Raw genomic sequence first — 21632 nt, forward strand, 5'->3', positions numbered from 1 at the left:
TGCGTCACCCGGTACCGGCGAGTGCGGGTGACGCCGGGCCGATCAGGGCCGACATACGGGCCAGGACGGCGGGGTTGATCCAGTAGTACACCCAGGTGCCCCGGCGTTCGGAGTCGATGAGCCCGGCCTGCTTGAGCACCTTGAGATGGTGGCTGATCGTCGGCGGGGTCAGGTCGAAAGCCGCCGTCAGGTCGCACACGCAGGTCTCGCCGCCCTCGTGGCAGGCGATCAGCGACAGCAGGCGCAGCCGTACGGGGTCGGCGATCGCCTTGAACAGCGGCGCCAGCTCGGCGGCCTCGCTCTCCGACAGGGGCTCGCACGCCAGCGGTGCGCAGCACGCCGCGTCCGCGTCCACAATCGGCAGCACTTGCTTCGACATGCTTCTAATTTGACACAGGTCTAGGCAAGGGCACAAACTCCGGATATCCGTTGATTAGAAGCTCATCGAAGCAGACGGGCGGCTTTGGCCCGCCGCTTCACGGCCAAGGGAGGACACCCATGTCCCGTGTTCAACTCGCTCTGCGCGTCGCCGACCTCGAAGGCTCGATCGCGTTCTACTCCAAGCTGTTCGGCGTCGAGCCCGCCAAGCGGCGGCCTGGCTACGCCAACTTCGCCATCGCCGAGCCCCCGCTCAAGCTCGTCCTCCTTGAGGGCGAGGAGGGCGAGGCGACCCGGATGGACCACCTCGGCGTCGAGGTCGACGACACCGCCCAGGTCACCGCCGCGACCGACCGCCTGAAGGAGGCCGGCCTGGCGACCTTCGAGGAGAACGACACCACCTGCTGCTACGCCCTTCAGGACAAGGTGTGGGTCCACGGCCCCGGCGGCGAGCCCTGGGAGGTCTACGTGGTCAAGGCCGACGCCGACACCCTCACCAAGCAGACCGACTCCGTCCGCCGCGCCCCCGACGACGCCGAAAAGGAGACGACGAGCGCGAGCAAGTCCTGCTGCTAGGCAAGACAGAAAGACGCCCCGGCGGCCGCTGCGGCAGGCATGGCTCACCTGGCCGGCGTCGGCCGCTCAGGTGCGGCCGGCCGGTTGGCGCCCGACGGAACTGACAAGATCACCTGATGGGTGCTCTTCGGAGAGTGGATCGCGGTCGGTGCTCATGTCTCTACCTCGCATCGAGCACGCGCGTCATCCAGATCGTGTTGCCGTGTTCGGCGTCCTCGGTGATGCGGCCGCTCCGGTGGAAGCCGAGCTTCTCGAGAACGCGGAACGAGGGTGCGTTCCACTCCCGCACGGTCGCCCAGAGGCGTCGGCGTCCCGTTCGCGTCGCGGCTTCGATGACCGCACGGGCGGCTTCTGTCGCGTAACCATGGCCGTGAGCTCGTTGTGCCAGCTCGTACGCGATCTCAGGTTCGTCGAGAGATGCCTGGCCGACAGTCAGTCCGCAGTATCCGATGAACTCACCGGTGTCTCGCAACTCGATCGGCAGCAACCCGAGCCCCTGATGCGCCATCAGCGGGTTGTCGAAGAGCCGGCCGCGCATGTCCTCGACCGTGGGGCGTCCCTCGGCGTCGATCCGCCGTACCGGAGGCACTCGCGGATCCCGCTCCAGCCATAACCCGCGGTACTCCTCGGCATCCGACGGCACCCATCGCCGCAACCGCAGCCGCTCGGTCACCAACTCCGCCGGTAGATCCTCGTAGGTCCCCACTCGACAAACCTAACCCCGTGCCGACCAAGACCGGAGATGACTAGGAGACGGACGTCGACCTGCTCAACGGTTGGTGGGTGGACGTGACCTGGTCAGCCTGGCGCTCGCGGTCGGGCCAGGTTCTCCGGTCGGCACAAGACCGAGTGTCAGCGCGGAAGATCTGCGGGAAAGTTTCAGCCCTTGTCCGGTATAGCCGCAGATCACCTCGTCGGGGAACACTGACGAATAACGTGACCTGTACTGATATCGCCCGCGCTGCAATGCTTCGCGGTGGAAGTCCGGCACGACATCCGCTGCAAGGAGGGTAAGTGCGGAAAATCAGAGCTTTAGCCGTCGCCGGCGCCTTGGTCAGTGGGCTGGCAGTCGGCGCGAACGCCGGTCCCGCGCACGCCGATACGCTTCGTAACGTCTACTACTCCTCGTACGACTGCTATCGCTACGGGGACTACGGCGTCCAGAACCACCTTTGGACCTGGTATCGCTGTGATTACCAGTACAACCTGTGGTTCCTTTGGAGCGTCCCGTAGAAGTTCCTCCACGGCCGCGACCGAATTCAACGGCTCAGCTTCACTGATCGCCGGGCGGAACGGATTCCCCCCGGCGATCAGCTCGTTCACCTGATGCTCATCGGACAGTGGCCCGGTCGCCGGCTGGTGCACTGACCGGCGAGTTCTTCACCAGATAGGTGGCCAAGGCTCCTCTGTCGTCCGGGCCGCCGCGCTGTTTACAAGCAAGATCGGCGATGTCCACCGGCGTCCACATTCGACACGAGCACCTGTTCAGAAGGGCTGTCCGGGCTCGGCGAAGGTTCTCGCCAGCTGTGGAGTAGGGGGCGGGCCGACCGGTCACCTGAACGTTCAGGCCGGGAGGGGGCGGCCGACCAGGGCCGCTCCCTCCCGGGAACCATCAACGCCGATGCCCCGGCAAGACCAGCAGGGTGATCGAATTCGCCGGGTACGTCGCATTGACCCGGCCCTGGTGCACCTTGAGATCGTCACCGCGCACAATCGAGTTGAGATCAGCCGGGCTGTAGGTGAACCGCTGCGCCGTGGCGTTGCCGTGCAGTCCGGCGATCGACAACGGTGAGGTCAGCTCACCGCCGGTCTTGTTGATCACCATCAGGGTCAGCGCCTTGTCGCGCGAGCGCTGCGCCCCGTACACCGCCAGCCGCCCTTGATCGCTGCTGGCCGCCGACACGCTCACGTCGCCGAATCGGCTCCCCGCGCCGTCATAGTTGCGATACATCCGGAACGCGTAGGCGCCGGGCTGCGTCGGCTGGGGTTCGCCCCAGATGGTGGCGAGGTCGAGACCCTCGCGCCCGAAGATGCCGAGAACGTCGGCCTGCGCCAGGGCGCCGTTGATGTCGTCCAGCGCGCCCCAGTTGTACTCGGTGATCGCGGTCTTCGTGCCGGGGTAGTACTGCGCGACCCACTCCTTCATCTTGCGGATGAACTGCAGCGGCGGCGCGTTCACGCCCGTGGGGCCGATCCAGGACTCCTCGACGTACGTCGGGTCCCACAGCGAACGCGTGGACCGCAGCCGCCACGCGTTGGACTCGGGGTCCTTCCCGCCGTTGATCTGCGGGTAGTAGTGCTGGTCGAAGTAGTTGAGCATGCGCTTGCCGCCGTGTGCGTCGCTGTAGTCCTTCATGTTCTTCAGGAACCACTGCGACAGGTTGAGCCCGCCGTGCGCGGCCGCGTCGGCGCCCGGCGCACATCCGTCCACCCCGGACGCGACCCACTCGCAGTATCCCCAGCCGGACGGGCCGAGCACCGCCGCGCTCGGGTCGGCGGCCTTGATGGCCGCGGCGGTCGCGGTGCTCTTGCTGCCCAGCTCGTCGTACGAGACCGCCTCGGGGTGCACGTCGCGGTGCGTGGCGTTCCACAACACCGGCTCGTTGTCGAGCTCGTAGATCGACACGCCGCCGCGCGCCGCCGCACCGAACTGGCTCACGAGATGCGACACCATCTCGCCGTCGAACGAGGCGTCCACCGGGATCGAGGTGTCCTCAGGCACCGCCCCGGTGAGGTTCGCGTTGTTGAGCCTGCCGTTGCCGCAGCCGGCGTCCCACTGGTCGAATCCGTCCTGAGCGGGGAACCGGCTGGCGGGGAATCCGCAGGCGAACGGGTGCTGGGCGGGCGAGTCCTTGGCCACCCACCCGCTCATCGGTACGGTGACGACCTGTTTGATGCCGCGGTCCCGGTTGGTCTTGACGAACGCCTCGACCGTGTTGTCGGGCCCGGCGACGATGTTCTCGAAGTACCAGTCGCTTCCCGTGTTGTAGGTGTGGTTCTTGAAGTTGTAACGCGTGCTCGCGTTGCCGCCCCAGCGCGCCACCGGCAGGCCAATCTCGGCGGCGAACGCCGGGTCGGCGCCGTTCATGCCGTAGATGTCCGGACTGATCGCGTGCCGGGCGGCGGACAGGTCCACCGACAACCCAGGACCCGCTGCGGCCACAGCCGGGTCCAGGGCCGCCTGGGCGGTCAATGTCCCCGCCACGAAGGACACCACTACGCCGAGCATCGTGGCCGATCGCAGCTTCCGCCGCCGTTGAGCACGCATCATCGACGCTCCCGTCAATCGATCCATCGGTCAACAATCGAGGAGCCTGACCGGATGCTTCACGCGAGTCAAGGCGCGGCAGTCGCGCGGAGGCGGGCGGCCAGGCGGTACCAAGAAATCTTGGCCACCCTGACTTGGTGCGTCTCCTGGTCAAGCCTTGGCCGCCCGGTAACGACCCGGCCGCGGTTCAAGAGGACAGCCTGAAAGTTGCACACAGCCCACGAATTCGGCCTCTCGACTGCACGGCGACCTGCAGATCGACTTCGTGGGCTGGGTGGACCTCGGTGGCGCACCTGTTCGGGAATCGCACAGCGCTGCCGCCGCTGGGCGATCCGCCTCCGCCTCCTGCTCGTCAGCGGCCAGCGCATCGTCCCAGCTGTCGGGCAGGAACAACCGCCAGTTCAGCGCGGCCGAACGGTGTGGGTGGGCCGTTAGCAAGAGAGGCCCTCTCCACGGCGGAGAGGGCCTCTGAGATGGAGCCGCCTTGGGGAATCGAACCCCAGACCTTCTTTTTACAAGCAAGATCGGGGATGTCCACAGGCATCCAGCGTTGACACAAACGCCTACTCAGAGGCGGTATCCGGCTTCCGAGATTCCAGCGATGTCCATGGTCGTCCAGGGCTGTTGTTAGCACCAGCGTTAGCAAGATCGCCCTTTATGGGACCGTAGGCGGTATCGGCGGTGGCCAGCGCCCACTCCAACAGCGCTACCACCTCTGCTGGACGCCCCAACGCGTAAAGGCTCGCCAGCCAGGTTCCTGAGCATCCGTGTGGATCCTTGTGGACAATTGTGAGCCTGCCCTGGGATCGTCACCACCAGGCCTTTACCTAAGGCTTTTCATCGTTCTACTCTTGATCGCCATGAAACGGGTTCTGATCGTTCTTTCCGGCATAGTCGCCGCTATGCTCCCCTACGGGACAGCCCACGCGTATCCGGTTAGAAACAACACGCTCACCGCCAATGCGATCTACAGCAGCGGCGCGCTCGACACCACTGAGTGTCCGGAGAAGCCCATCAAGCGGCGTAATGCGACGCTCGCCAAGTCGTACGTGAAGGCCGTCGTGAGCTGCCTCAACACCACATGGGCAGCCCAGTTCGAGAAGTCGGGCCAGTCATTCAGGGCCCCGAAGCTGAGGCTCGTCACCAAACCACCCGCCAAGTTCTGCGCGCTCAAGTGGGATCAGTCCGAGGAGGACGCGTACTACTGCGACGAGACCGAAACGATCTTCATCGTGCTCAGCAACGACCTGCTCGACGACCCTTCCGACCTGTACCTCTTCAACCTGGTGAGCATGGAATACGGCCAGCACGTTCAGACGCTCACCGACATCTACAGCGAGTGGCAGGACATCGACTTCCGCAACAAGAAGGAGTACCACGAACACTCCCGCCGCTACACGTTGCAGTCCGACTGCTTCAGCGCCGCTTTTCTTGCGAGCGTCTGGAAATCCCTCGACCGCTCCTCGGCCGACTGGAAGCTGCTGCTCTCATACGCCAAGAACTGGACCGCCAAGGACCATGGGACGAGGACGAACATTGGTTACTGGATGAACCAGGGGTTCACCGCGGGCGACCTGGGGGCATGCAACACCTGGGCGGCATCCGCCAAGCGCGTGGCTTAACCGACAGATGACCACGTGGGCCAGAGGTGGCGACGGACGCCTACCACGACGCCCAATGATCGTCGGCCACAACCACCCTCGGACCAAGATTGTTTGCCCTGCAGCCAATCTCTCAGATCAACGGCGTCTGACCAAGGCACAGCACCTCGTCAGACGCCGTTTTTGAGCTGGGAGCGGAGAGCGTGGGATTCGAACCCGCGAGGAGCATCAAGCCCCTAGTGGTTTTCAAGAACACTATGGTTCCCACATCCACACCAGCTCTGACCTGCGCGTCAGCCTCCCGCGGAGGCATGGCCAAGGAAGATCATCCCGCACATATCCCGCAGTGGACCGGCGCTACCGATGTACGGCAAGCCGGTACAGGTGAGGTAACTGCGCTGGTTGCCTGTCCGCCGGCGTGTGAACCGCAGGAGTGTCATCAGCTGGCGAATCCGTGGCGTCGCAGGTGCTCCAACGCGTCGAGCTGAGTTCGCGTCCACTCTGTGCAGACCGCCCAGTGCACAGGGGTTCCGTCCTCCTCTTCGAGTAGCACATCATGGTTGCCGACTCCGCCGCATGCCCCCGCTTCCCCATGCGTACTGCACCGTCCAGCGGCCCCGTCCGTATCGTTGGGGAACCGGTTTGGGTCGTGGTCCCGAAAGATCTTGAGGATGGTGGATTTCATCTATCCACAGTCCAAGGGGTGATGCGGTCCGTCAATGGGCTGGGTAATCACGACCGTCCGCTTTTCAGGTGTAGCAGTCGCCCTGTCACCCATGGAAGACCTGGGGGACGAGGGTGATCGACGGTGCCCATCGTGTGCGCGTGGTGGCCGACGTTGCCGTCACCGTTGCCGTCAGGCTCGCCCGCCTGCCTTTCTTTGGCCGTTGAGGTGGTGGGAGCCTTCCTGCAGAGCAGCTCAGGGCGTGGAGATAGGCCGTTGACTGAACGCGTTCTCGTCCCCGGTAAGCCGCGGCCGAGAGGAATCGAGCCTTAACCTACTGATCCGTAGAGAAGGGCAGATGTCCCGTCAACATGCGACCGTCCTGCTCACGTGGTGATCACGAAGAGCCGGCATGCGATCTGGTGAGACGGCGTTGCTGTACGTGCTGCTGTACAACCCGCGCATCTCTGCAGCGCAGCATGCGGTCGCCGGCCCGTCAGCGCCTGCTCAGTCCCCGCAGCACCGGTAGCCCGGTGCCGGAGTCGAGCACGAGGCGGTCGCCAAGTGGTCGCGCCAGCGTGACGGTGATCGTAGCTGTCTTAAGGATGGCCGGGCACACCTCGGGTGACAGTGCTGCCACTGCGGCGGAGGCGGTCTCGACTCCTACGGCGAGACCTGCCGCCACTGTGACGGGCTCGGCTTCTGCTGAAACCCGTCAGCGCCCCCGGCCTGGCCGTACATCCGCCAAGAGGCCTGCCAGGTCGGGGGCCATCCCTCCACCCCATCGAGTGAAAGGAGGTCTCCATCGTGCCCGTAACATCCGCCAACGCACACGCCATCCGCGGCGCCATCACCCGACTCAACAACCCTGACTGCTCCCGCTTCGCCTCCCAGATCCGCCACACGCGCGGCTGCCGACAGCCGATCCACCTGCGCGGCAAGGTCGAACACTGGGACAAGGCCACCGGGACCCTGCTGCACCGCTACAGCACCCGCCTCGAACCCGACGGCGTCCTGCGCGTCCCGTGCAAGACCCGCCGCGCCTCCCGCTGCCCCTCGTGCGCCGAGACCTACCGCGCCGACACCTACCACCTCATCCGCGCCGGCCTCGTCGGCGGCAAAGGCGTCCCCGCGTCGGTGACCGCGCACCCGTGCCTGTTCGTCACCCTCACCCCGCCGTCGTTCGGCCCGGTCCACACCCGCAGGCAGCACAACGGGAGCGTCCTGCCCTGCCACCCCCGCCGCGCCGCCGAAACCTGCCTCATGGGCGTGTCCTGTCCTGCACCGCCCGGCACGGGGCTGACGATGACTGCCTCGGCGAGCCGCTGTGCCCCGACTGCTACGACTACACCGGCTCGGTGCTGTTCAACGCGGTCGCGCCGCTGCTGTGGAAGCGCTTCGCCGACGCCCTTCGCCGGCACCTGGCCAAGCTCGGCGGCCTGACCCTGCGCGACATGCGTGACCAGCTCATCGTCTCCTTCGCCAAGGTCGCCGAATACCAGCGGCGCGGCGTCGTCCACCTGCACGCCGTGATCCGCCTCGACGGCCCGGCCGGACCCATCTCCCCGCCCCCAGCCTGGGCCACGCTCGACCTCCTCGGCCAAGCCGTACGGCACGCCGCCTCCGTGGTCACGGCCAAAGTGCCCGCCTACGACGACCAACCGGAACGCGTACTCCGCTGGGGCACCCAGCTCGACGCCCGCCCAATCGCCATGGACGGCGAGCTGACCGACCAGGCCGTTGCGGGCTACGTCGCCAAGTATGCGACTAAGGCCGCCGAATGCGTCGGCACCATCGACCGGCGCATCGTCCCCGGCGAGGACCTGGCCGCCCTGCCCGTCCGCGACCACGCCCGGCGGCTCATCGCCGAATGCGTCCGCCTCGGCGCCTTCGAGGAGTTGGCCGACCTCCGGGTGACTCAGTGGGCGCACATGCTCGGCTTCCGCGGCCACTTCTCCACCCGATCCCGCCGCTACCCCACCACCCTCGGCGACATCCGCGCCGACCGGCAGAACCACGCCCGCGACGAGGACAGCACCACCGGCCGTCTGCCCCTCCTCGACGAGGACACCGTCCTCGTCGTCAGCGAATGGGAGTACGCCGGAAAGGGCTACTCCCCCGGTGACGCCCTCGTCGCAGCGCTCAACGGGTCGCCCATGCCGCCCTCGCCGTCACCGCTCGGACGGTGACACGCGGTGACTCCGCTCCTCATGACCGTTACGGAAGCGGCGCAAGCGCTCGCGATCTCCCGGAGCAAGCTCTATCAGCTCCTCGCCTCCGGCGCGCTCGACTCCATCCGGATCGACGGTTCGCGCCGCATCCCCGTGTCCGCCCTCCATGACTACATCGCCCGTCTCAGCACGAAGGAGGTTGCAGCATGACGACCACGCTCGTAACGAGTCCCGAGCCCGAAAAGCCACAGCGTAAGAAGAGCGCACCGAAACTGCGTGACGGCGTCATGAGGCGCGGGAGCACCTGGTCATACGTGATCCGGGTCAAGGACCCCGAGACCGGCGAGAGCAAACCCAAGTGGGTCGGCGGTTTCGCCACCGAAGACGAGGCCAAGGAGGCTCGCGACGAGGCGCGGGTCAGAGCCCGGCGCGGCGAATACATCGACCGGAACGCGATCACGGTTGCGGAGTACCTCGCCGAGTGGATCGAGGGCCACGCCGTAGAGGTCAAGCCGAGGACCCTCGCCGGCTATCGTGTGATGATTCGTCTCTACATCGAGCCGAACATCGGGAAGATGCGGCTTCAGGCCGTACGGCCGGCCACTCTCACGAAGCTCTACCGGGAGCTATTGACCAGCGGTCGCAAGAACGGCAAGGGCCTCGCGCCGAACACCGTCAAGCATGTTCACACCGTCCTTCGGAAGGCCCTCGCGGACGCCGTCCTCGTTGACGAGATCCTTCCCAACAACCCTGCCGAACGCGCGAAGCTCCCGCGCGTCCAGCTCACCGAACCCGGCGGCGTGTGGACGCCCGCACAGCTCCGGCAGTTCCTCGACACGGCGAAGAGTCACCGGCTGTTCGCCTTCTTCCGCCTAGCGGCCTACAGCGGCGCCCGTCGCGGCGAACTGTGCAACCTCCGCTGGGCAGATGTCGACCTCGATGCACCGCAGATCCGCCTAACCGGTTCCTCGGCCGTGGTCGAGGGGGAAAGGATCGCGGGCACCACCAAGGGCGGCAGATCCCGCGTCGTGAGCATCGACGCCGAGACCGTCGAGATTCTGTGCGCGATCACCGCAAGCGTCAGAACGCCGACCGGCTCCGGCTTGGCGAGTCGTGGGAAGGCACAGATGACTACGTATTCACGACCGGATGGGGCGAACCCATCTATCCCGATACGGTCAGCTCGCTTATGCCCGTTCTGATCAAGGCGTACAACGACACGAAGCCCAAGAAACCCCTCCCCCGTGCTCGGCTTCATGATCTCAGGCACCTGCACGCGACCACGCTCCTGCTCGCGGGCGTCCCGGTTCACGTCGTCGCGGCCCGCCTCGGCCACTCCGACCCGGCGATCACGCTCCGGGTGTACGCCCACGTGATCAGCGAGCAGATGGCGAGCGCGGCGGATGTCTTCGCCAACGCGATCAAGGCGGCGTAGGCCGCTGTTAGCAAGATCACGAAAATGTCCGGACAAACACAAGGCCCCTGACCGGGAATAACCTGGTCAGGGGCCTTATGTACGAGAGCCGCCTTGGGGAATCGAACCCCAGACCTTCTGTTTACAAGACAGATGCTCTGCCGATTGAGCTAAGGCGGCCTGCTACCCAGACGAGTTTAGTGGGCCGAGGGCCCTACCGTCACGGTGAAATCACCGGCGGCGGAGGCGTGCGACCTCGTAGAGGGCGATCCCCGCGGCCACACCGGCGTTCAGCGACTCGGCGGCGGCGTTCATTGGGATCCGGGCGATCTGGTCGCACGCTTCCCTGACCAGGCGGGACAGGCCCTTGCCCTCCGAACCGACGACCACGACGAGCGGCTCGGTCGCGAGCTCGACGTCCGCGATGTCCACCGTGGCGGTGCCGTCGAGGCCGACCACGAACAGGCCCTCCTCCCGGTACGCCTGAAGGGTCTGGGTGAGGTTCGACGCGCGGGCGACGGGGAGGGTCGCGAGCGTGCCGGCCGAGGTCTTCCAGGCGCCGGCGGTGACGCCCGCCGAGCGGCGGGACGGCACGAGCAGCCCGTGCGCGCCGAAGGCGGTCGCCGAACGCGCGATGGCGCCGAGGTTGCGCGGGTCGGTCACGCCGTCCAGGGCGACGATCAGCGGCACCTCGGCCGCGTCCCTGGCCCGCTCCACGAGCTGCTCCGGGTGCGCGTAGTCGTACGCCGGGACCTGCAGGCCGATGCCCTGGTGGACCGTGCTCTCGGTCAGCCGGTCGAGCTTGTCCCGGCTGACCTCGAGCAGCGCGATCCCACGGTCAGCCGCGATCTTGATGGCCTCGCGGACCCGGTCGTCGTTGTCGACCCGCTGCGCCACGTACAGGGCGCTGGCGGGAACGCCGGCACGCAGTGCCTCGACCACGGGGTTGCGTCCGCCGATGACCTCGGGGGCGTCCTCCCGGCGCGTACGGCTCGGCGCACGGGAGGCCGAACTCCCACCGCCCCGCGACTCGCGCTCGATCCGCTCGGCGCGCGCCTTGTCCTTGTACCAGTGCCGCATGTGCGCGGGCGGCGTCGCTCCCTTGCCTTCAAGGGAGCGCCTGACCTTGCCGCCCGTGCCCTTGGTCGGCCCCTGCTTCTTCGACGGCTTCCCTGAAGCCCTTCCCGCCATGGTCTCTAGCGTAGGGCCACGCCTACTGTGCCAGCTCCCATCGCGGACCCTGCGGGGTGTCCTCGACCACGATCCCGGCCGCCGCGAGCTGGTCGCGGATCGCGTCGGCCGCCGCGTAGTCCTTGCGGGCACGCGCGGCCTGCCGCTGCTCCAGCGCCACGGCCACGAGCGCGTCCACGACCTCACGCAGCCCCGAGTCGCCGGTCGACCGCCACTGCTCCGACCTGGGGTCGAGGCCGAGCACGTCGAGCATGTTCTGCGTCTCGGCGAGCAGCCGGGCGACCTGCTCCTTGTTGCCCTGCGCCAGCGCGACGTTGCCCTCGCGGACGACCTCGTGGATCACGGCGAGCGCCTGCGAGACGTTCAGGTCGTCGTCCATCGCGTCCACGAACGCCTGGGGCAGCGGCGCGGCGGCGTCCACGTCGTGGATCACCTCGGCGGCCCGCGTGACGAAGCCCTCGATCCGGCGGTATCCGGCCGCCGCCTCCTGGAGCGCCTCGTCGGAGTAGTCGATCGCCGAGCGGTAGTGTGCCGCGACCAGGTAGTAGCGGAGCTCGACCGCGCGCACCTTGCGGAGCATGTCGGGAATCAGCAGCGAGTTGCCGAGCGACTTGCTCATCTTCTCGCCGCCGAGCTTGAGCATGCCGTTGTGCAGCCAGTAGCGCGCGAAGCCGTCGCCCGCCGCCTGCGACTGGGCGATCTCGTTCTCGTGGTGCGGGAAGATCAGGTCGACCCCGCCGCCGTGGATGTCGAACGTGCCGCCGAGGTACTTGGTCGCCATGGCCGAGCACTCCAGGTGCCAGCCGGGACGGCCCTTGCCCCACGGCGTCGGCCACGTGGGCTCACCGGGCTTGGCGCCCTTCCACAGCGCGAAGTCGCGCGGGTCGCGCTTGCGCGAGTCGGTCTCGGTGTCCGCGGCCGCCCGCATGTTCTCCAGCTTCTGGTTGGAGAGCTTGCCGTACCGGTCGGCGTAGGAGACCACGTCGAAGTAGACGTCGCCGCCAGACGCGTACGCGTGCCCCTTGTCGATCAGCCGTCGCATCAGCTCGACCATCTCGGGCACGTGGCCCATGGCCCGGGGCTCGACGGTCGGCGGCAGGCAGCCGAGCTGGTCGTACGCCCAGGTGAAGGCGCGCTGGTTGCGCTCGGACACGACGAACCAGGGCACGCCCTCCTGGGCGGCGACCCAGATGATCTTGTCGTCGAGATCCGTGACGTTGCGGCAGAAGGTCACGTCGTAGCCCTGCCGCGTCAGCCACCGGCGGAGAACGTCGAAGTTGACTCCGGACCTGATGTGCCCGATGTGCGGCGGAGCCTGAACGGTCGCACCACACAGATACATCGAGACCCGGCCGGGCTCGACCGGTACGAATTCACGGACCGTACGCGTGCTGGTGTCGTAGAGGTGCAGGCTCACGAAGGCAAGGCTAACGCCTGACGGCATGGCACAGGGCTACTTGGGCGCCTGTGAACGGCATGGTGTGGCCGATCATGGAAACTTCTGGCACATAAGTCCCGATATAACCCGAAACAAAATCCGTAACGATCCCGTACGGCAGTCGGCGTGACCGTCGAGCGTCCAGCTTCGCGCCTGCCGGACACGCACCGTAACGGGACCGCACGCCGCGACCCGAGGCGCCCGGCGGAAGGACGCGGCGGGAGCGTCCCGCAGATGCCGCGTCGCTTCCGGCGAGACCCACGCCCACGATCCCGCGAGGTCCCCGCACGCCCGGCGGTGCCGCGCCGGAGGATTCCGCCGTTACCCCCCGCCTCCGACACGAAACGGGTGATCACGCAGGTGCGATCAATCGTCACTCCGATTCTGTAGGCTCGAAACGCCATGGACGTGACTCCCCCCGGCGCGGCAGGCACGGCCTCCCGCCCGTCTCGAACCACCCCCTCCGGAATCCCGCTGGTGCTGCGGCGTCTGGCCATCGGCCTCGCGGGTGCCGCCCTCGCGGTGCTCGCCGGGGTGGCCTGCGCGCTGTCCTTCGACGACCTGCGGGCTCTGGCCGTCTCCGGGCGGGCCGAGCCCCGGCTCGCCTACCTGTATCCCGCGGCGTTCGACGTCCTGCTGGTCGTCGCCCTGGTCGGCGTGCCGTTACTGCGGGCCGCGCGGTTCCTGGTCCGGCTGCAGGCGGGCTTCGTCCTGATCCTGCTCCTGGTGTCAGCCGCCGCCGCGAACGCCGCGAACGCCGTCGGCGTCGCCTTCGATCCCGACGTCACCGCTCTCGTCGTCGCGCTACTGCCCTGGGTGATGCTCGCCGTCGGGTTGTGGCTGCTGCTGCTCCTGCTGAAGCACGTGCGCACCAACCGGGCCGACCTGGACGGCGACACCGACGACGACCTGGTGCCCTTCGACGGCGAGCGGGAGCCCCGGGCCGCCGCCACCGCCCCCTATCCGGTGGCCGTGCAGGAGCGGCCCGCCCCCGCGCACGCCGTGACGCAGGAGCACGCCGTCACCGAGGAGTACGGGGCGCCACCCCTGCAGCCGGTCCCCGAGGCCGTGGCGCCCCCCGACTATGTCCCCCCGCTGCCGGTCAGCCCGGTGTCCGAGACCGTCGCGCCTCCCGAGTACGCCCCGCCGTTGCCCGCCACCCCTCCGCAGCCCGAGGACGAGGCCGCGGCCCCCGCCCCCGACGAGGACGGCGTACGACTGCCGCACGAGGCGATCGAGGAGACCGCCGCCGCGGCCGAACCGGGAACGACGGACCAGGTGCCGGACGAGGCCGAGGCCCTGCCGGTCGTACCTCCGACTGCGGCGCCCGGCACCCCGCCCGTGACCGAGCAGGCCCCGCGACCCGCCCCGCGAGCGGACGCCGAGCCGGCGACCGAGCCAGTGGCAGACGAGACGGTGGCAGACGAGACGGCGACGGACGAGCACGCTCGCGACACGGAGCCTGCCGAGACGCCCGCCGCGCCCACGCCAGATGCCGAAACGGATGCCGAAACGGATGACCGCCCGGCGCGGGAGCCCCGCCGGAACCGCCCGGTGCGCTGGGGCGACCTCGTACGGCCGCACACCGGCGACGTCCTCGTGCACCCCCGGCCGAAACCGGAAGACGACTCCGCCGGCATCGAGGCGGATCGGCCCGAGGACGAGTCGGGTGTCGACACCCAGCCGCTCCGCCAGATCAGGGACGTGCCCGATCCCGCCCATGCTCGGGACAGCGCCGACCCGGACGAGGTGAGCGGGAGACGCGCGCCGCAGGCCGCGGAGCGCGGCGAGCAGGACGCCGCGGAAGAAGCCGGTGAGGGCGGCGTTCCGATCGCACCTCCCTCCGGCCGGATGCGCAGCACGCCACGCCCGCCCGCCTGACAACGGGCCACGCAACACGCCACGCGCGCCCGCCGTGCGACGAGCCGCACAGCGCACAGGCCCGCCCGGCTGGGGAGCCGGACGGGCCTGTGCGCGCTACGGGGTGAGGGCGGGGGCCGCCCTACCGAGCGAGTGCGTTACACCCGCGTCCCTCGACGGAGACCGGCGACGATGCCGACACCGACGACGGCCAGTACGACCTGCATGACCAGTTCGATCCAGTCGATGCCATCCGTCGTGGCCACGCCCAGGACCTGGGCGATCGCCGTACCGATCAGCGCCGCGACGATACCGACGACGATCGTGAGCAGCCAGCCGATCGGCTGGCGGCCCGGCAGGAACAGGCGGCCCAGAGCGCCGATGACCGCACCGATGACGATGGCGCCGAGAATGGACTCGATTGTCATATCGACCTCCCGATGAGGGTGACCCTTTCATCCTCGGACTGTGGGATACCCCATGGAAGGGAAATATGCGTCCCATGAAAGAAAAAAGAGGGCGGCGGCTCGATTCCGCGCCTTGGTCCGAGCCGCCGCCCACGTGTTAGTGAGACGCTCCTGGTCTCATTCAGGTTGGCATGTCCGCTTGGAACGGGACATTCACGCCGGGAGTATCAGGGCGGTCGCGATGGCCGCCACGCCCTCGCCGCGCCCCGTGAGCCCGAGGCCGTCGGTCGTGGTCGCGCTGACGCTCACCGGCGCCCCTGCGGCGGCCCCGAGGGCCTTCTCCGCCTCCGCACGGCGAGGCGCGACCTTCGGGCGGTTCCCGATGATCTGGACGGCCAGGTTGCCGATTTCGAATCCGGCCGCCCGCACCTGGCGGGCCGCCTCCTCCAGGAGAGTCACGCCCGCGGCGCCCGCCCAGCGCGGGTCGGAGGTGCCGAAGAGCGCACCCACGTCTCCGAGGCCGGCGGCCGACAGCAGCGCGTCACAGCAGGCGTGCGCCGCCGCGTCACCGTCGGAATGGCCGGCCAGCCCGGTCTCGCCCGGCCAGAACAGTCCGGCGAGGTGGAGCTCCCTACCGGACGCGAAAGGGTGGACATCGACCCCGATGCCCACCCTTGGCGATGTGATGTTCAGGAGTTCAGCACCTCGTCGAGCAGGGCCTCCGCCTTGTCCTCGTTGGTCTTCTCCGCGAGCGCGAGCTCGCTGACGAGGATCTGGCGGGCCTTGGCGAGCATGCGCTTCTCACCGGCGGACAGGCCGCGCTCCTTGTCGCGCCGCCACAGGTCGCGCACCACCTCGGCCACCTTGTTGACGTCCCCCGACGCCAGCTTCTCAAGGTTGGCCTTGTAGCGGCGGGACCAGTTCGTGGGCTCCTCCGTGTGCGGCATGCGCAGCACGTCGAACACCCGCTCGAGTCCTTCTTGGCCGACGACGTCGCGCACACCGACGAGCTCGGCATTTTCCGCTGGTACCTGTACGGTCAGGTCGCCCTTGTCGACCTTCAGCACCAGGTAGGTCTTTTCCTCACCCTTGATGGTTCGGGTCGTGATGGCCTCGATCCGAGCAGCCCCATGGTGGGGGTAGACGACAGTGTCGCCGACCTGGAAAGTCATGTGACGAGTACCCCTTCCGCTGTACTCCAGGGTACCACGCGGTTACCGCCTCCCGGAACAGTGAAAGAAACATAACTGCAGGTCAAAGCCTCGTTTTGGGGCTTGACAAGCCATCCACTCTGTGAATCGACATATAGGACATACCAGGTGACCTGCACTGCTGCGGCCCATGGACCGGGAGCCGACGCCGGACCGGTGACCGGCGCGGATAAGGTGATTGCTGCCCATACACGTGCGTACCAAGGAGACCTCGAACCGTGACCAGTAGCAGCCGTCGCAGGGCGATCGCCATTGCCGCGCTCCTCGCCGCCGCCATCCCTGCACTGGCCGCGTGTGGCGCCGGTTTCGACGCCAACACCGGCGCGCCGTACGCCCCGAACGAGGCGGGCGTCCTCTTCGACGGCGACGGCCCCGGCAAGGCCTACGGCAAGAACGGCGTCATGATCCCGCAGGCGTTCATCCTGGGGCCGGACTCCGGCCAGCAGCTCGCCGCCGGGAACTCGGCGCCGCTCTACCTGACTCTCCTGAACAGCACGGGGACCGCCGACCAGCTCACCAGCATCGTCCCCGAGGAGCAGAAGGCGACCTCGGTCAAGGTGCAGAGCCCCATCGACCTCCAGCCGGGCACGCTCGCCAAGACCCCCGGGGTCACGGTCGAGGGCCTGAAGACGGCGCTGCGCGGCGGGGAGAGCATCAAGCTCACGCTCCAGTTCAAGAACGCCGGAGACGTCGCGCTCGACGTGCCGGTCGTCGCCCGCAGCCGCGAGTTCGCGACGCTGCCGCCCGCGCCGACGGGCGCCCCCACGACCGCGCCCACCGCCTCGCCCCTCGCCACGGGCAGCCCGGCGCCGTCCGACACCGCGATCCCGGAGGCCACCGGAGCGGCCGCCTCCGAGTCGCCCGCCGCGGGCGCCGAGTAGCTAGCGACCGCGTAGACGTGCGGGAGCCCCTGTCCGGCCGGACAGGGGCTCCTGAGCGCGAAGAGGGCCCGTACGGGACTCAGTCGTCGGCGGGGTCGAACTTGTAGCCCAGGCCGCGCACGGTGAGGATGCAGCGGGGGTTGGACGGGTCGGCCTCGACCTTGGCCCGCAGCCGCTTCACGTGCACGTCGAGCGTCTTGGTGTCGCCCACGTAGTCGGCGCCCCAGACCCGGTCGATGAGCTGACCGCGGGTCAGCACCCGCCCGGCGTTGCGCAGCAGCACCTCGAGCAGCTCGAACTCCTTCAGCGGGAGCTGCACCTGCAGGCCGCGCACGGCCACGATGTGCCGGTCGACGTCCATGCGGACCGGTCCCCCGGTCAGGACGGCCGACTCCACCTCTTCCACGTCGCCCTGCCTGCGCAGCACGGCGCGGATGCGCGCCACCAGCTCGCGGGACGAGAACGGCTTGGTCACGTAGTCGTCCGCGCCCAGCTCCAGGCCGACGACCTTGTCGATCTCGCTGTCCTTCGCGGTCAGCATGATCACGGGCACCTTGGAACGCTGCCGCAGCGAGCGGCACACCTCCGTTCCGGGCAGGCCCGGGAGCATCAGGTCGAGCAGGACGAGGTCGGCGCCGTTGCGGTCGAACGCGTCCAGGGCCTCGGGACCGGTGGTCGCCACCGCGACCTCGTACCCCTCTTTCCTGAGCATGTACGACAAGGCGTCCGAGAACGACTCTTCGTCCTCGACGACGAGTACCCGAGTCACTTAGCGGCCTCCTGGGGGATGGTCGTGCTTGGTACGGGGACCGCCTGACCGCCGAACGCGGGAAGGCGAAGAGTGAAGGTCGAGCCGGAGCCTTCCTTGCTCCACACCGTGACCTCGCCGCCGTGCGCGACCGCCACGTGCTTGACTATCGCGAGGCCGAGGCCGGTGCCGCCGGTGGCCCGCGACCGGGCGGCGTCGACCCGGAAGAACCGCTCGAAGATGCGCTCCTGCGCGGTCTCCGGGATGCCGATGCCCTGGTCGCTCACGCTCACCTCGACGGCGTTCCCGGCCGGCCTGGCGCTGATGACGACGCGGGTGTGCTCGGGGCTGTAGGCGACGGCGTTGTCGATGAGGTTGCGCAGCGCGGTGACGAGAAGCTCATCGTCGCCCCAGACCTTCAGGCCCTCCGTGCCTCCCGCGACGAGCGTGATGTCCTTCGCCGACGCCTTCGTGTTGCACCGGTCGATGGCCTCGTGGACGGCCTCGTCCACGGGCACCTGCTCGGGCGCCGGGATGGGCTCGCCGCCCTGGATCCGCGACAGCGTGATCAGGTCCTGCACCAGGTAGGTCAGGCGGGCCGCCTCGTGCTGCATCCGGCCGGCGAACCGCTTCACGGCCTCGGGGTCGTCGGCCGCGTCCTGGATGGTCTCGGCGAGCAGGCTCAGCGCGCCGACCGGCGTCTTGAGCTCGTGGCTGACGTTCGCGACGAAGTCCCTGCGCACCGCCTCGACGCGTTGCCGCTCGGTCTGGTCCTCGGCGAGCACGAGCACCTGCCCGTGGGAGCCCAGCGGGGCCACCCGCACCGCGAACGACGTGGACTCCTGCCCGAACTTGCGGCCCGCCGTCTCAATCTCGCTCTCGCGGATCTCGCCGTCCCTGCGGACCTTCCTGGCCAGCGCGAGCAGCTCGGCGGCCATGAGGGACTCCCCGCGTACGAGGCCGAAGGCGCGGGCGGCCGAACTGGCGCGCAGCACCCGGTCCTCACGGTCGAGCACGACCGCCGAGGAGGGCAGCACGGCGAGCACCGACGCCACTCCCGGAGGCAGGCCGTCGTCGACCGGCTCCGGGATGCGGGGCTTGTCCCCCTGCCGCCGGATCGCGAGCATGACGAAAGAGCCGGCGACGAATCCGCCCATCGCCGCCAAGCTCGCCAGCAACTCGTTCACATTCAGCAGCCTAGGCGGCATTTCGGGTTGGTCCACCTGCCCGACCTGGCCGGACTCCCTGTTTCCGGAAAAGTTCATCCGGCGGTCGGAATTCGTTCATCGGCCCGCGCGTAGCGTGGCGGCCATGCGCGACGCTTATCACGAAGATCTTGCAGCCTTGACCGACCGCCTGGTGGAGATGACCCGCCTGGTGCGGTCGGCCATGTCGAGGGGGACGACCGCCCTGCTCGACGCCGACCTGCAGCTGGCGGAGAGCGTCATCTCCCAGGACGCCGAGGTCGACCGGCTGCACCAGGAGCTCGAGGCCTCGATCTTCGAGCTGATGGCCACGCAGCAGCCGGTGGCGGTCGACCTGCGTACCGTCATCACCGCGCTGCGGATGGCCGCCGACCTCGAGCGCATGGGCGACCTGGCCGAGCACATCGCCAAGCTCGCCCGGATGCGTCACCCCGAGTCCGCCATCCCCGCCGAGCTGCGTGACACCTTCGTCGAGATGGGCGCCATCGCCGAGAACCTGATCACCAAGGCGGGCAGCTGCATCGCCTCCCGCGACGTCGACCTCGCCAAGGAGCTGGAGGAGGACGACGACGCGATGGACCGCCGTCACCGCCGGCTGTTCCGCGTCCTGCTCTCCAAGGACTGGGAGCACGGCATCGAGGCCGCCATCGACATCACGCTGGCGGGCCGGTACTACGAGCGGTACGCCGACCACGCCGTACGCGTCGCGCGCGACGTCGTGTACCTCGTCACGGGTACGCGCGACGCGGACGCCCCCGCCGGCTGACGCGGCGGCGTACGGGGGCGCGCAAGCCCCGGTCCTCGGGGGGCCGGGGCTTTCGCGTTGCTCGGCCCCGCGTGCCTGGACGCGTGGGGGGCCGCCCGAGCTGCTGTCCTGGCAGATCGGGCTCGGGCTCTACGGCTGCCTTCCGCCGTTCCTCGTCCTGCTCGCCGTACGCGTTCCCCGGCGCGTTTTCGTACGCCGCGGCCCGGTCGTCCGCGTGCTGGCGGCCGTCCTGGCGGTGACCGCGGTCGTCCTGCTCCCGGCGGCGCCGGCCCCGCCGGGGAAGGTGAGCGCGCCCGAAGATCAGACCCGTACGGCAGCGCCGGGCGTCCGGGTCACTGGTGCTGGGCCGCGAGGGACCGACGCTGAAGGGGCTGACCACGCGCGGCCCGGGCTCGTACCGCATCAGGGTCCACGTGCGCGGCCGCACGCTGGCGACCCGGATGCCCGATCCCCCGGACGGCGCCGTCGAACTCCTCGTCATGGTGTTCCCCGGCACGGCGAAGAAGCCGGTCGTCTACGAATGACCGAAGGCCGCGGCCCCTCGCATGGGACGCGGCCTTCGTGACAGACCTGAGGGTTACTTCTTGCCCTGGTTGGCGACGGCCTCGATGGCGGCCTTGGCGGCCTCGGGGTCGAGGTACTCGCCCTTGCCCACCGGGCGGAAGTCGGCGTCCAGCTCGTAGCGCAGCGGGATGCCGGTGGGGATGTTCAGGCCCGCGATGTCCGCGTCGCTGATGCCCTCCAGGTGCTTGACCAGCGCGCGCAGCGAGTTGCCGTGCGCCACCACCAGCACCGTGCGGCCCGCCGCCAGGTCCGGGACGATCTCGTCGTACCAGTACGGCAGCATCCGCACGACGACGTCCTTGAGGCACTCGGTGCGCGGCAACAGCTCCGAGGGCAGCAGGGAGTAGCGGCCGTCGCCGACCTGGGAGTACTCGTCGTCGTCGGCGATCGGCGGCGGCGGCACGTCGTACGAACGGCGCCACAGCATGAACTGCTCGTCGCCGAACTCGGCGCGGGTCTGCGCCTTGTCCTTGCCCTGGAGCGCGCCGTAGTGGCGCTCGTTCAGCCGCCAGGAGCGCTTGACCGGGAGCCACAGGAGGTCGGCCGCCTCAAGCGCGATGTTCGCGGTCCTGATGGCCCGGGTGAGCACCGAGGTGTGCACCACGTCGGGCCGGATCCCGGTCTCCAGGAGCAGCTGCCCGCCACGCCGCGCCTCCTCCTCGCCGGTCGGCGAGAGTGTGACGTCCACCCAGCCGGTGAACAGGCCTTTGACATTCCATTCGCTCTCGCCGTGCCGCAGCAGCACCAAAGTCGCCATGGCGCCAATCCTATCGGCGTACGGCAGACGTCCCGTTGGTCAGGACTCGACCACCCGCGCGAAGGCCCGGAGGTTGGCCAGCGACTCGCCGCGCTTGACCCGCCACTCCCACTCGCGCCTGATGGACGTCGCGAAGCCCAGTTCGAGGGCGCGGTCGAACGACTCGTCCGAATAGGTGAGCACGCAGCCGAGGACCCGGTCGATCTCCTCCTCGGTGACCGCGTCCAGCGGCAGCCGGCCCACCAGGTGCACGTCGCCCGTGGCGTCGACGGCGAAGTGGACGCCGTACGTCGAGCCGTTCTTGTGCAGCAGCCAGCGGTAGAACTCGGCGTGGTTCTCGTCGGGCTGCCGGCAGAAGAACGCCTCGATGTTGAGCGCCTGGTCGCCGACGACGAGCCAGGTCAGGGTGGCGAGCTTGTGCTGGCCCGGCAGCCTGACCAGGAACGCGCCCGGCTTCGGCCGCTCATAGGACAGCTCGGCGGACTCCAGCGCCGACGCGATGACGGCTTCCAGATCCGGTCTCATACGGACC

At 68.6% G+C, this 21632-nt stretch carries 22 protein-coding genes, 2 tRNA genes and 1 pseudogene; 10 read left to right on the forward strand and 15 right to left on the reverse strand.

What is annotated here, in order from left to right; genetic code table 11:
* Window positions 1-4: 4 nt before the first annotated feature.
* Window positions 5-379: a helix-turn-helix transcriptional regulator gene (locus tag HHX41_RS31135; protein WP_182908802.1), complete on the reverse strand. Its 375-nt coding sequence runs from the start codon at window positions 377-379 to the stop codon at window positions 5-7.
* 119 nt (window positions 380-498) lie between these two features.
* Here HHX41_RS31135 and HHX41_RS31140 point away from each other — a divergent pair, with 119 nt between their 5' ends.
* Window positions 499-954: an ArsI/CadI family heavy metal resistance metalloenzyme gene (locus tag HHX41_RS31140; RefSeq protein WP_182908803.1), complete on the forward strand. Its 456-nt coding sequence runs from the start codon at window positions 499-501 to the stop codon at window positions 952-954.
* 160 nt (window positions 955-1114) lie between these two features.
* Here HHX41_RS31140 and HHX41_RS31145 read toward each other — a convergent pair whose 3' ends face one another.
* From HHX41_RS31145 to HHX41_RS31160, 4 genes are all read right to left on the reverse strand, one after another.
* On the reverse strand, window positions 1115-1660 hold the full coding sequence (locus HHX41_RS31145; protein ID WP_182908804.1) for a GNAT family N-acetyltransferase: 546 nt from the start codon (window positions 1658-1660) through the stop codon (window positions 1115-1117).
* A gap of 326 nt (window positions 1661-1986) precedes the next feature.
* On the reverse strand, window positions 1987-2277 hold the full coding sequence (locus HHX41_RS31150; protein WP_182908805.1) for a hypothetical protein: 291 nt from the start codon (window positions 2275-2277) through the stop codon (window positions 1987-1989).
* A 289-nt stretch (window positions 2278-2566) separates the two neighbouring features.
* Complete coding sequence (locus HHX41_RS31155; protein ID WP_220504588.1) at window positions 2567-4249, reverse strand: glycoside hydrolase family 44 protein; 1683 nt, start codon at window positions 4247-4249, stop codon at window positions 2567-2569.
* 447 nt (window positions 4250-4696) lie between these two features.
* Window positions 4697-4799 (reverse strand) — tRNA-OTHER (locus tag HHX41_RS31160).
* A gap of 283 nt (window positions 4800-5082) precedes the next feature.
* On the opposite strand from HHX41_RS31160, the gene HHX41_RS31165 reads away from it, so the two are divergent.
* The 5 genes and pseudogenes from HHX41_RS31165 (at window position 5083) to HHX41_RS42065 (ending at window position 10093) form a co-directional block, all read left to right on the forward strand.
* On the forward strand, window positions 5083-5844 hold the full coding sequence (locus HHX41_RS31165; protein WP_182908806.1) for a neutral zinc metallopeptidase: 762 nt from the start codon (window positions 5083-5085) through the stop codon (window positions 5842-5844).
* A gap of 1450 nt (window positions 5845-7294) precedes the next feature.
* Window positions 7295-8676: pseudogene (locus tag HHX41_RS42060) on the forward strand (replication initiator).
* Window positions 8677-8697: 21 nt separating this feature from the next.
* Window positions 8698-8868: a helix-turn-helix domain-containing protein gene (locus tag HHX41_RS31175; protein WP_220504589.1), complete on the forward strand. Its 171-nt coding sequence runs from the start codon at window positions 8698-8700 to the stop codon at window positions 8866-8868.
* The gene (locus tag HHX41_RS41205) at window positions 8865-9860 is read left to right on the forward strand and encodes a site-specific integrase (protein ID WP_310742273.1); all 996 of its coding nucleotides are present in this window, start codon (window positions 8865-8867) and stop codon (window positions 9858-9860) included. The genes HHX41_RS31175 and HHX41_RS41205 overlap by 4 nt, the downstream gene beginning before the upstream one ends.
* Window positions 9821-10093 (forward strand): tyrosine-type recombinase/integrase, encoded by a 273-nt coding sequence (locus HHX41_RS42065; protein ID WP_310742278.1) that lies wholly within the window; start codon window positions 9821-9823, stop codon window positions 10091-10093. The genes HHX41_RS41205 and HHX41_RS42065 overlap by 40 nt, the downstream gene beginning before the upstream one ends.
* Window positions 10094-10179: 86 nt before the next feature.
* Here HHX41_RS42065 and HHX41_RS31185 read toward each other — a convergent pair.
* The 3 genes from HHX41_RS31185 to cysS all read right to left on the reverse strand — a co-directional run bounded on the left by HHX41_RS31185 (window position 10180) and on the right by cysS (window position 12680).
* A tRNA-Thr gene (locus HHX41_RS31185) sits at window positions 10180-10252 on the reverse strand.
* 51 nt (window positions 10253-10303) lie between these two features.
* A complete protein-coding gene (rlmB, locus tag HHX41_RS31190) occupies window positions 10304-11263 on the reverse strand; it encodes a 23S rRNA (guanosine(2251)-2'-O)-methyltransferase RlmB (protein WP_169987285.1) in 960 nt (319 codons plus the stop codon).
* 22 nt (window positions 11264-11285) lie between these two features.
* Window positions 11286-12680 carry a cysteine--tRNA ligase gene (cysS, locus tag HHX41_RS31195; protein ID WP_169987288.1) on the reverse strand — a complete coding sequence of 465 codons (1395 nt, stop codon included), beginning with the start codon at window positions 12678-12680 and terminating at the stop codon, window positions 11286-11288.
* A 423-nt stretch (window positions 12681-13103) separates the two neighbouring features.
* Between cysS and HHX41_RS31200 the strand changes: the two genes are divergently transcribed.
* Window positions 13104-14582 (forward strand): DUF2637 domain-containing protein, encoded by a 1479-nt coding sequence (locus HHX41_RS31200; RefSeq protein WP_182908808.1) that lies wholly within the window; start codon window positions 13104-13106, stop codon window positions 14580-14582.
* A 137-nt stretch (window positions 14583-14719) separates the two neighbouring features.
* Here HHX41_RS31200 and HHX41_RS31205 read toward each other — a convergent pair whose 3' ends face one another.
* The 3 genes from HHX41_RS31205 to HHX41_RS31215 all read right to left on the reverse strand — a co-directional run bounded on the left by HHX41_RS31205 (window position 14720) and on the right by HHX41_RS31215 (window position 16140).
* A complete protein-coding gene (locus tag HHX41_RS31205) occupies window positions 14720-14989 on the reverse strand; it encodes a GlsB/YeaQ/YmgE family stress response membrane protein (RefSeq protein ID WP_169987290.1) in 270 nt (89 codons plus the stop codon).
* Between the two features lie 192 nt (window positions 14990-15181).
* On the reverse strand, window positions 15182-15640 hold the full coding sequence (gene ispF / locus HHX41_RS31210; protein WP_169987292.1) for a 2-C-methyl-D-erythritol 2,4-cyclodiphosphate synthase: 459 nt from the start codon (window positions 15638-15640) through the stop codon (window positions 15182-15184).
* A gap of 17 nt (window positions 15641-15657) precedes the next feature.
* Window positions 15658-16140, reverse strand: coding sequence for a CarD family transcriptional regulator (locus tag HHX41_RS31215; RefSeq protein ID WP_030510364.1), 483 nt, complete (start codon window positions 16138-16140; stop codon window positions 15658-15660).
* Between the two features lie 257 nt (window positions 16141-16397).
* Between HHX41_RS31215 and HHX41_RS31220 the strand changes: the two genes are divergently transcribed.
* Window positions 16398-17060: a copper chaperone PCu(A)C gene (locus HHX41_RS31220; protein WP_182908809.1), complete on the forward strand. Its 663-nt coding sequence runs from the start codon at window positions 16398-16400 to the stop codon at window positions 17058-17060.
* Window positions 17061-17139: 79 nt separating this feature from the next.
* Here the strand turns inward: HHX41_RS31220 and HHX41_RS31225 are convergent, their stop codons facing one another.
* On the reverse strand, window positions 17140-17829 hold the full coding sequence (locus tag HHX41_RS31225; RefSeq protein ID WP_169987294.1) for a response regulator transcription factor: 690 nt from the start codon (window positions 17827-17829) through the stop codon (window positions 17140-17142).
* Window positions 17826-19016 (reverse strand): sensor histidine kinase, encoded by a 1191-nt coding sequence (locus HHX41_RS31230; RefSeq protein WP_396706236.1) that lies wholly within the window; start codon window positions 19014-19016, stop codon window positions 17826-17828. Before HHX41_RS31230 ends, HHX41_RS31225 begins: the two co-directional genes overlap by 4 nt.
* A gap of 103 nt (window positions 19017-19119) precedes the next feature.
* On the opposite strand from HHX41_RS31230, the gene phoU reads away from it, so the two are divergent.
* Together phoU and HHX41_RS31240 are read left to right on the forward strand one after the other, a co-directional pair.
* Window positions 19120-19779 carry a phosphate signaling complex protein PhoU gene (phoU, locus tag HHX41_RS31235; protein WP_182908810.1) on the forward strand — a complete coding sequence of 220 codons (660 nt, stop codon included), beginning with the start codon at window positions 19120-19122 and terminating at the stop codon, window positions 19777-19779.
* A 338-nt stretch (window positions 19780-20117) separates the two neighbouring features.
* Complete coding sequence (locus tag HHX41_RS31240) at window positions 20118-20303, forward strand: hypothetical protein (protein ID WP_182908811.1); 186 nt, start codon at window positions 20118-20120, stop codon at window positions 20301-20303.
* 53 nt (window positions 20304-20356) lie between these two features.
* Here HHX41_RS31240 and HHX41_RS31245 read toward each other — a convergent pair whose 3' ends face one another.
* Both HHX41_RS31245 and HHX41_RS31250 read right to left on the reverse strand, forming a co-directional pair.
* Window positions 20357-21100 (reverse strand): phosphoglyceromutase, encoded by a 744-nt coding sequence (locus HHX41_RS31245; RefSeq protein WP_169987300.1) that lies wholly within the window; start codon window positions 21098-21100, stop codon window positions 20357-20359.
* A 39-nt stretch (window positions 21101-21139) separates the two neighbouring features.
* Window positions 21140-21625, reverse strand: coding sequence for a YbjN domain-containing protein (locus HHX41_RS31250; RefSeq protein WP_169987302.1), 486 nt, complete (start codon window positions 21623-21625; stop codon window positions 21140-21142).
* Window positions 21626-21632: the final 7 nt, after the last annotated feature.

It is taken from the genome of Microbispora sp. H13382 (genome assembly GCF_014161445.1).
Lineage (GTDB): Bacteria > Actinomycetota > Actinomycetes > Streptosporangiales > Streptosporangiaceae > Microbispora.

Coding starts and splice junctions, on each gene's coding strand:
- HHX41_RS31135 (WP_182908802.1), bottom strand. CDS start 379: ATGTCGAAGCAAGTGCTGCCGATTGTGGACGCGGACGCGGCGTGCTGC.
- HHX41_RS31140 (WP_182908803.1), top strand. CDS start 499: ATGTCCCGTGTTCAACTCGCTCTGCGCGTCGCCGACCTCGAAGGCTCG.
- HHX41_RS31155 (WP_220504588.1), bottom strand. CDS start 4,249: ATGGATCGATTGACGGGAGCGTCGATGATGCGTGCTCAACGGCGGCGG.
- HHX41_RS31165 (WP_182908806.1), top strand. CDS start 5,083: ATGAAACGGGTTCTGATCGTTCTTTCCGGCATAGTCGCCGCTATGCTC.
- HHX41_RS31175 (WP_220504589.1), top strand. CDS start 8,698: ATGACCGTTACGGAAGCGGCGCAAGCGCTCGCGATCTCCCGGAGCAAG.
- HHX41_RS41205 (WP_310742273.1), top strand. CDS start 8,865: ATGACGACCACGCTCGTAACGAGTCCCGAGCCCGAAAAGCCACAGCGT.
- rlmB (WP_169987285.1), bottom strand. CDS start 11,263: ATGGCGGGAAGGGCTTCAGGGAAGCCGTCGAAGAAGCAGGGGCCGACC.
- HHX41_RS31200 (WP_182908808.1), top strand. CDS start 13,104: ATGGACGTGACTCCCCCCGGCGCGGCAGGCACGGCCTCCCGCCCGTCT.
- HHX41_RS31205 (WP_169987290.1), bottom strand. CDS start 14,989: ATGACAATCGAGTCCATTCTCGGCGCCATCGTCATCGGTGCGGTCATC.
- HHX41_RS31215 (WP_030510364.1), bottom strand. CDS start 16,140: ATGACTTTCCAGGTCGGCGACACTGTCGTCTACCCCCACCATGGGGCT.
- HHX41_RS31230 (WP_396706236.1), bottom strand. CDS start 19,016: ATGCCGCCTAGGCTGCTGAATGTGAACGAGTTGCTGGCGAGCTTGGCG.
- phoU (WP_182908810.1), top strand. CDS start 19,120: ATGCGCGACGCTTATCACGAAGATCTTGCAGCCTTGACCGACCGCCTG.
- HHX41_RS31245 (WP_169987300.1), bottom strand. CDS start 21,100: ATGGCGACTTTGGTGCTGCTGCGGCACGGCGAGAGCGAATGGAATGTC.
- HHX41_RS31250 (WP_169987302.1), bottom strand. CDS start 21,625: ATGAGACCGGATCTGGAAGCCGTCATCGCGTCGGCGCTGGAGTCCGCC.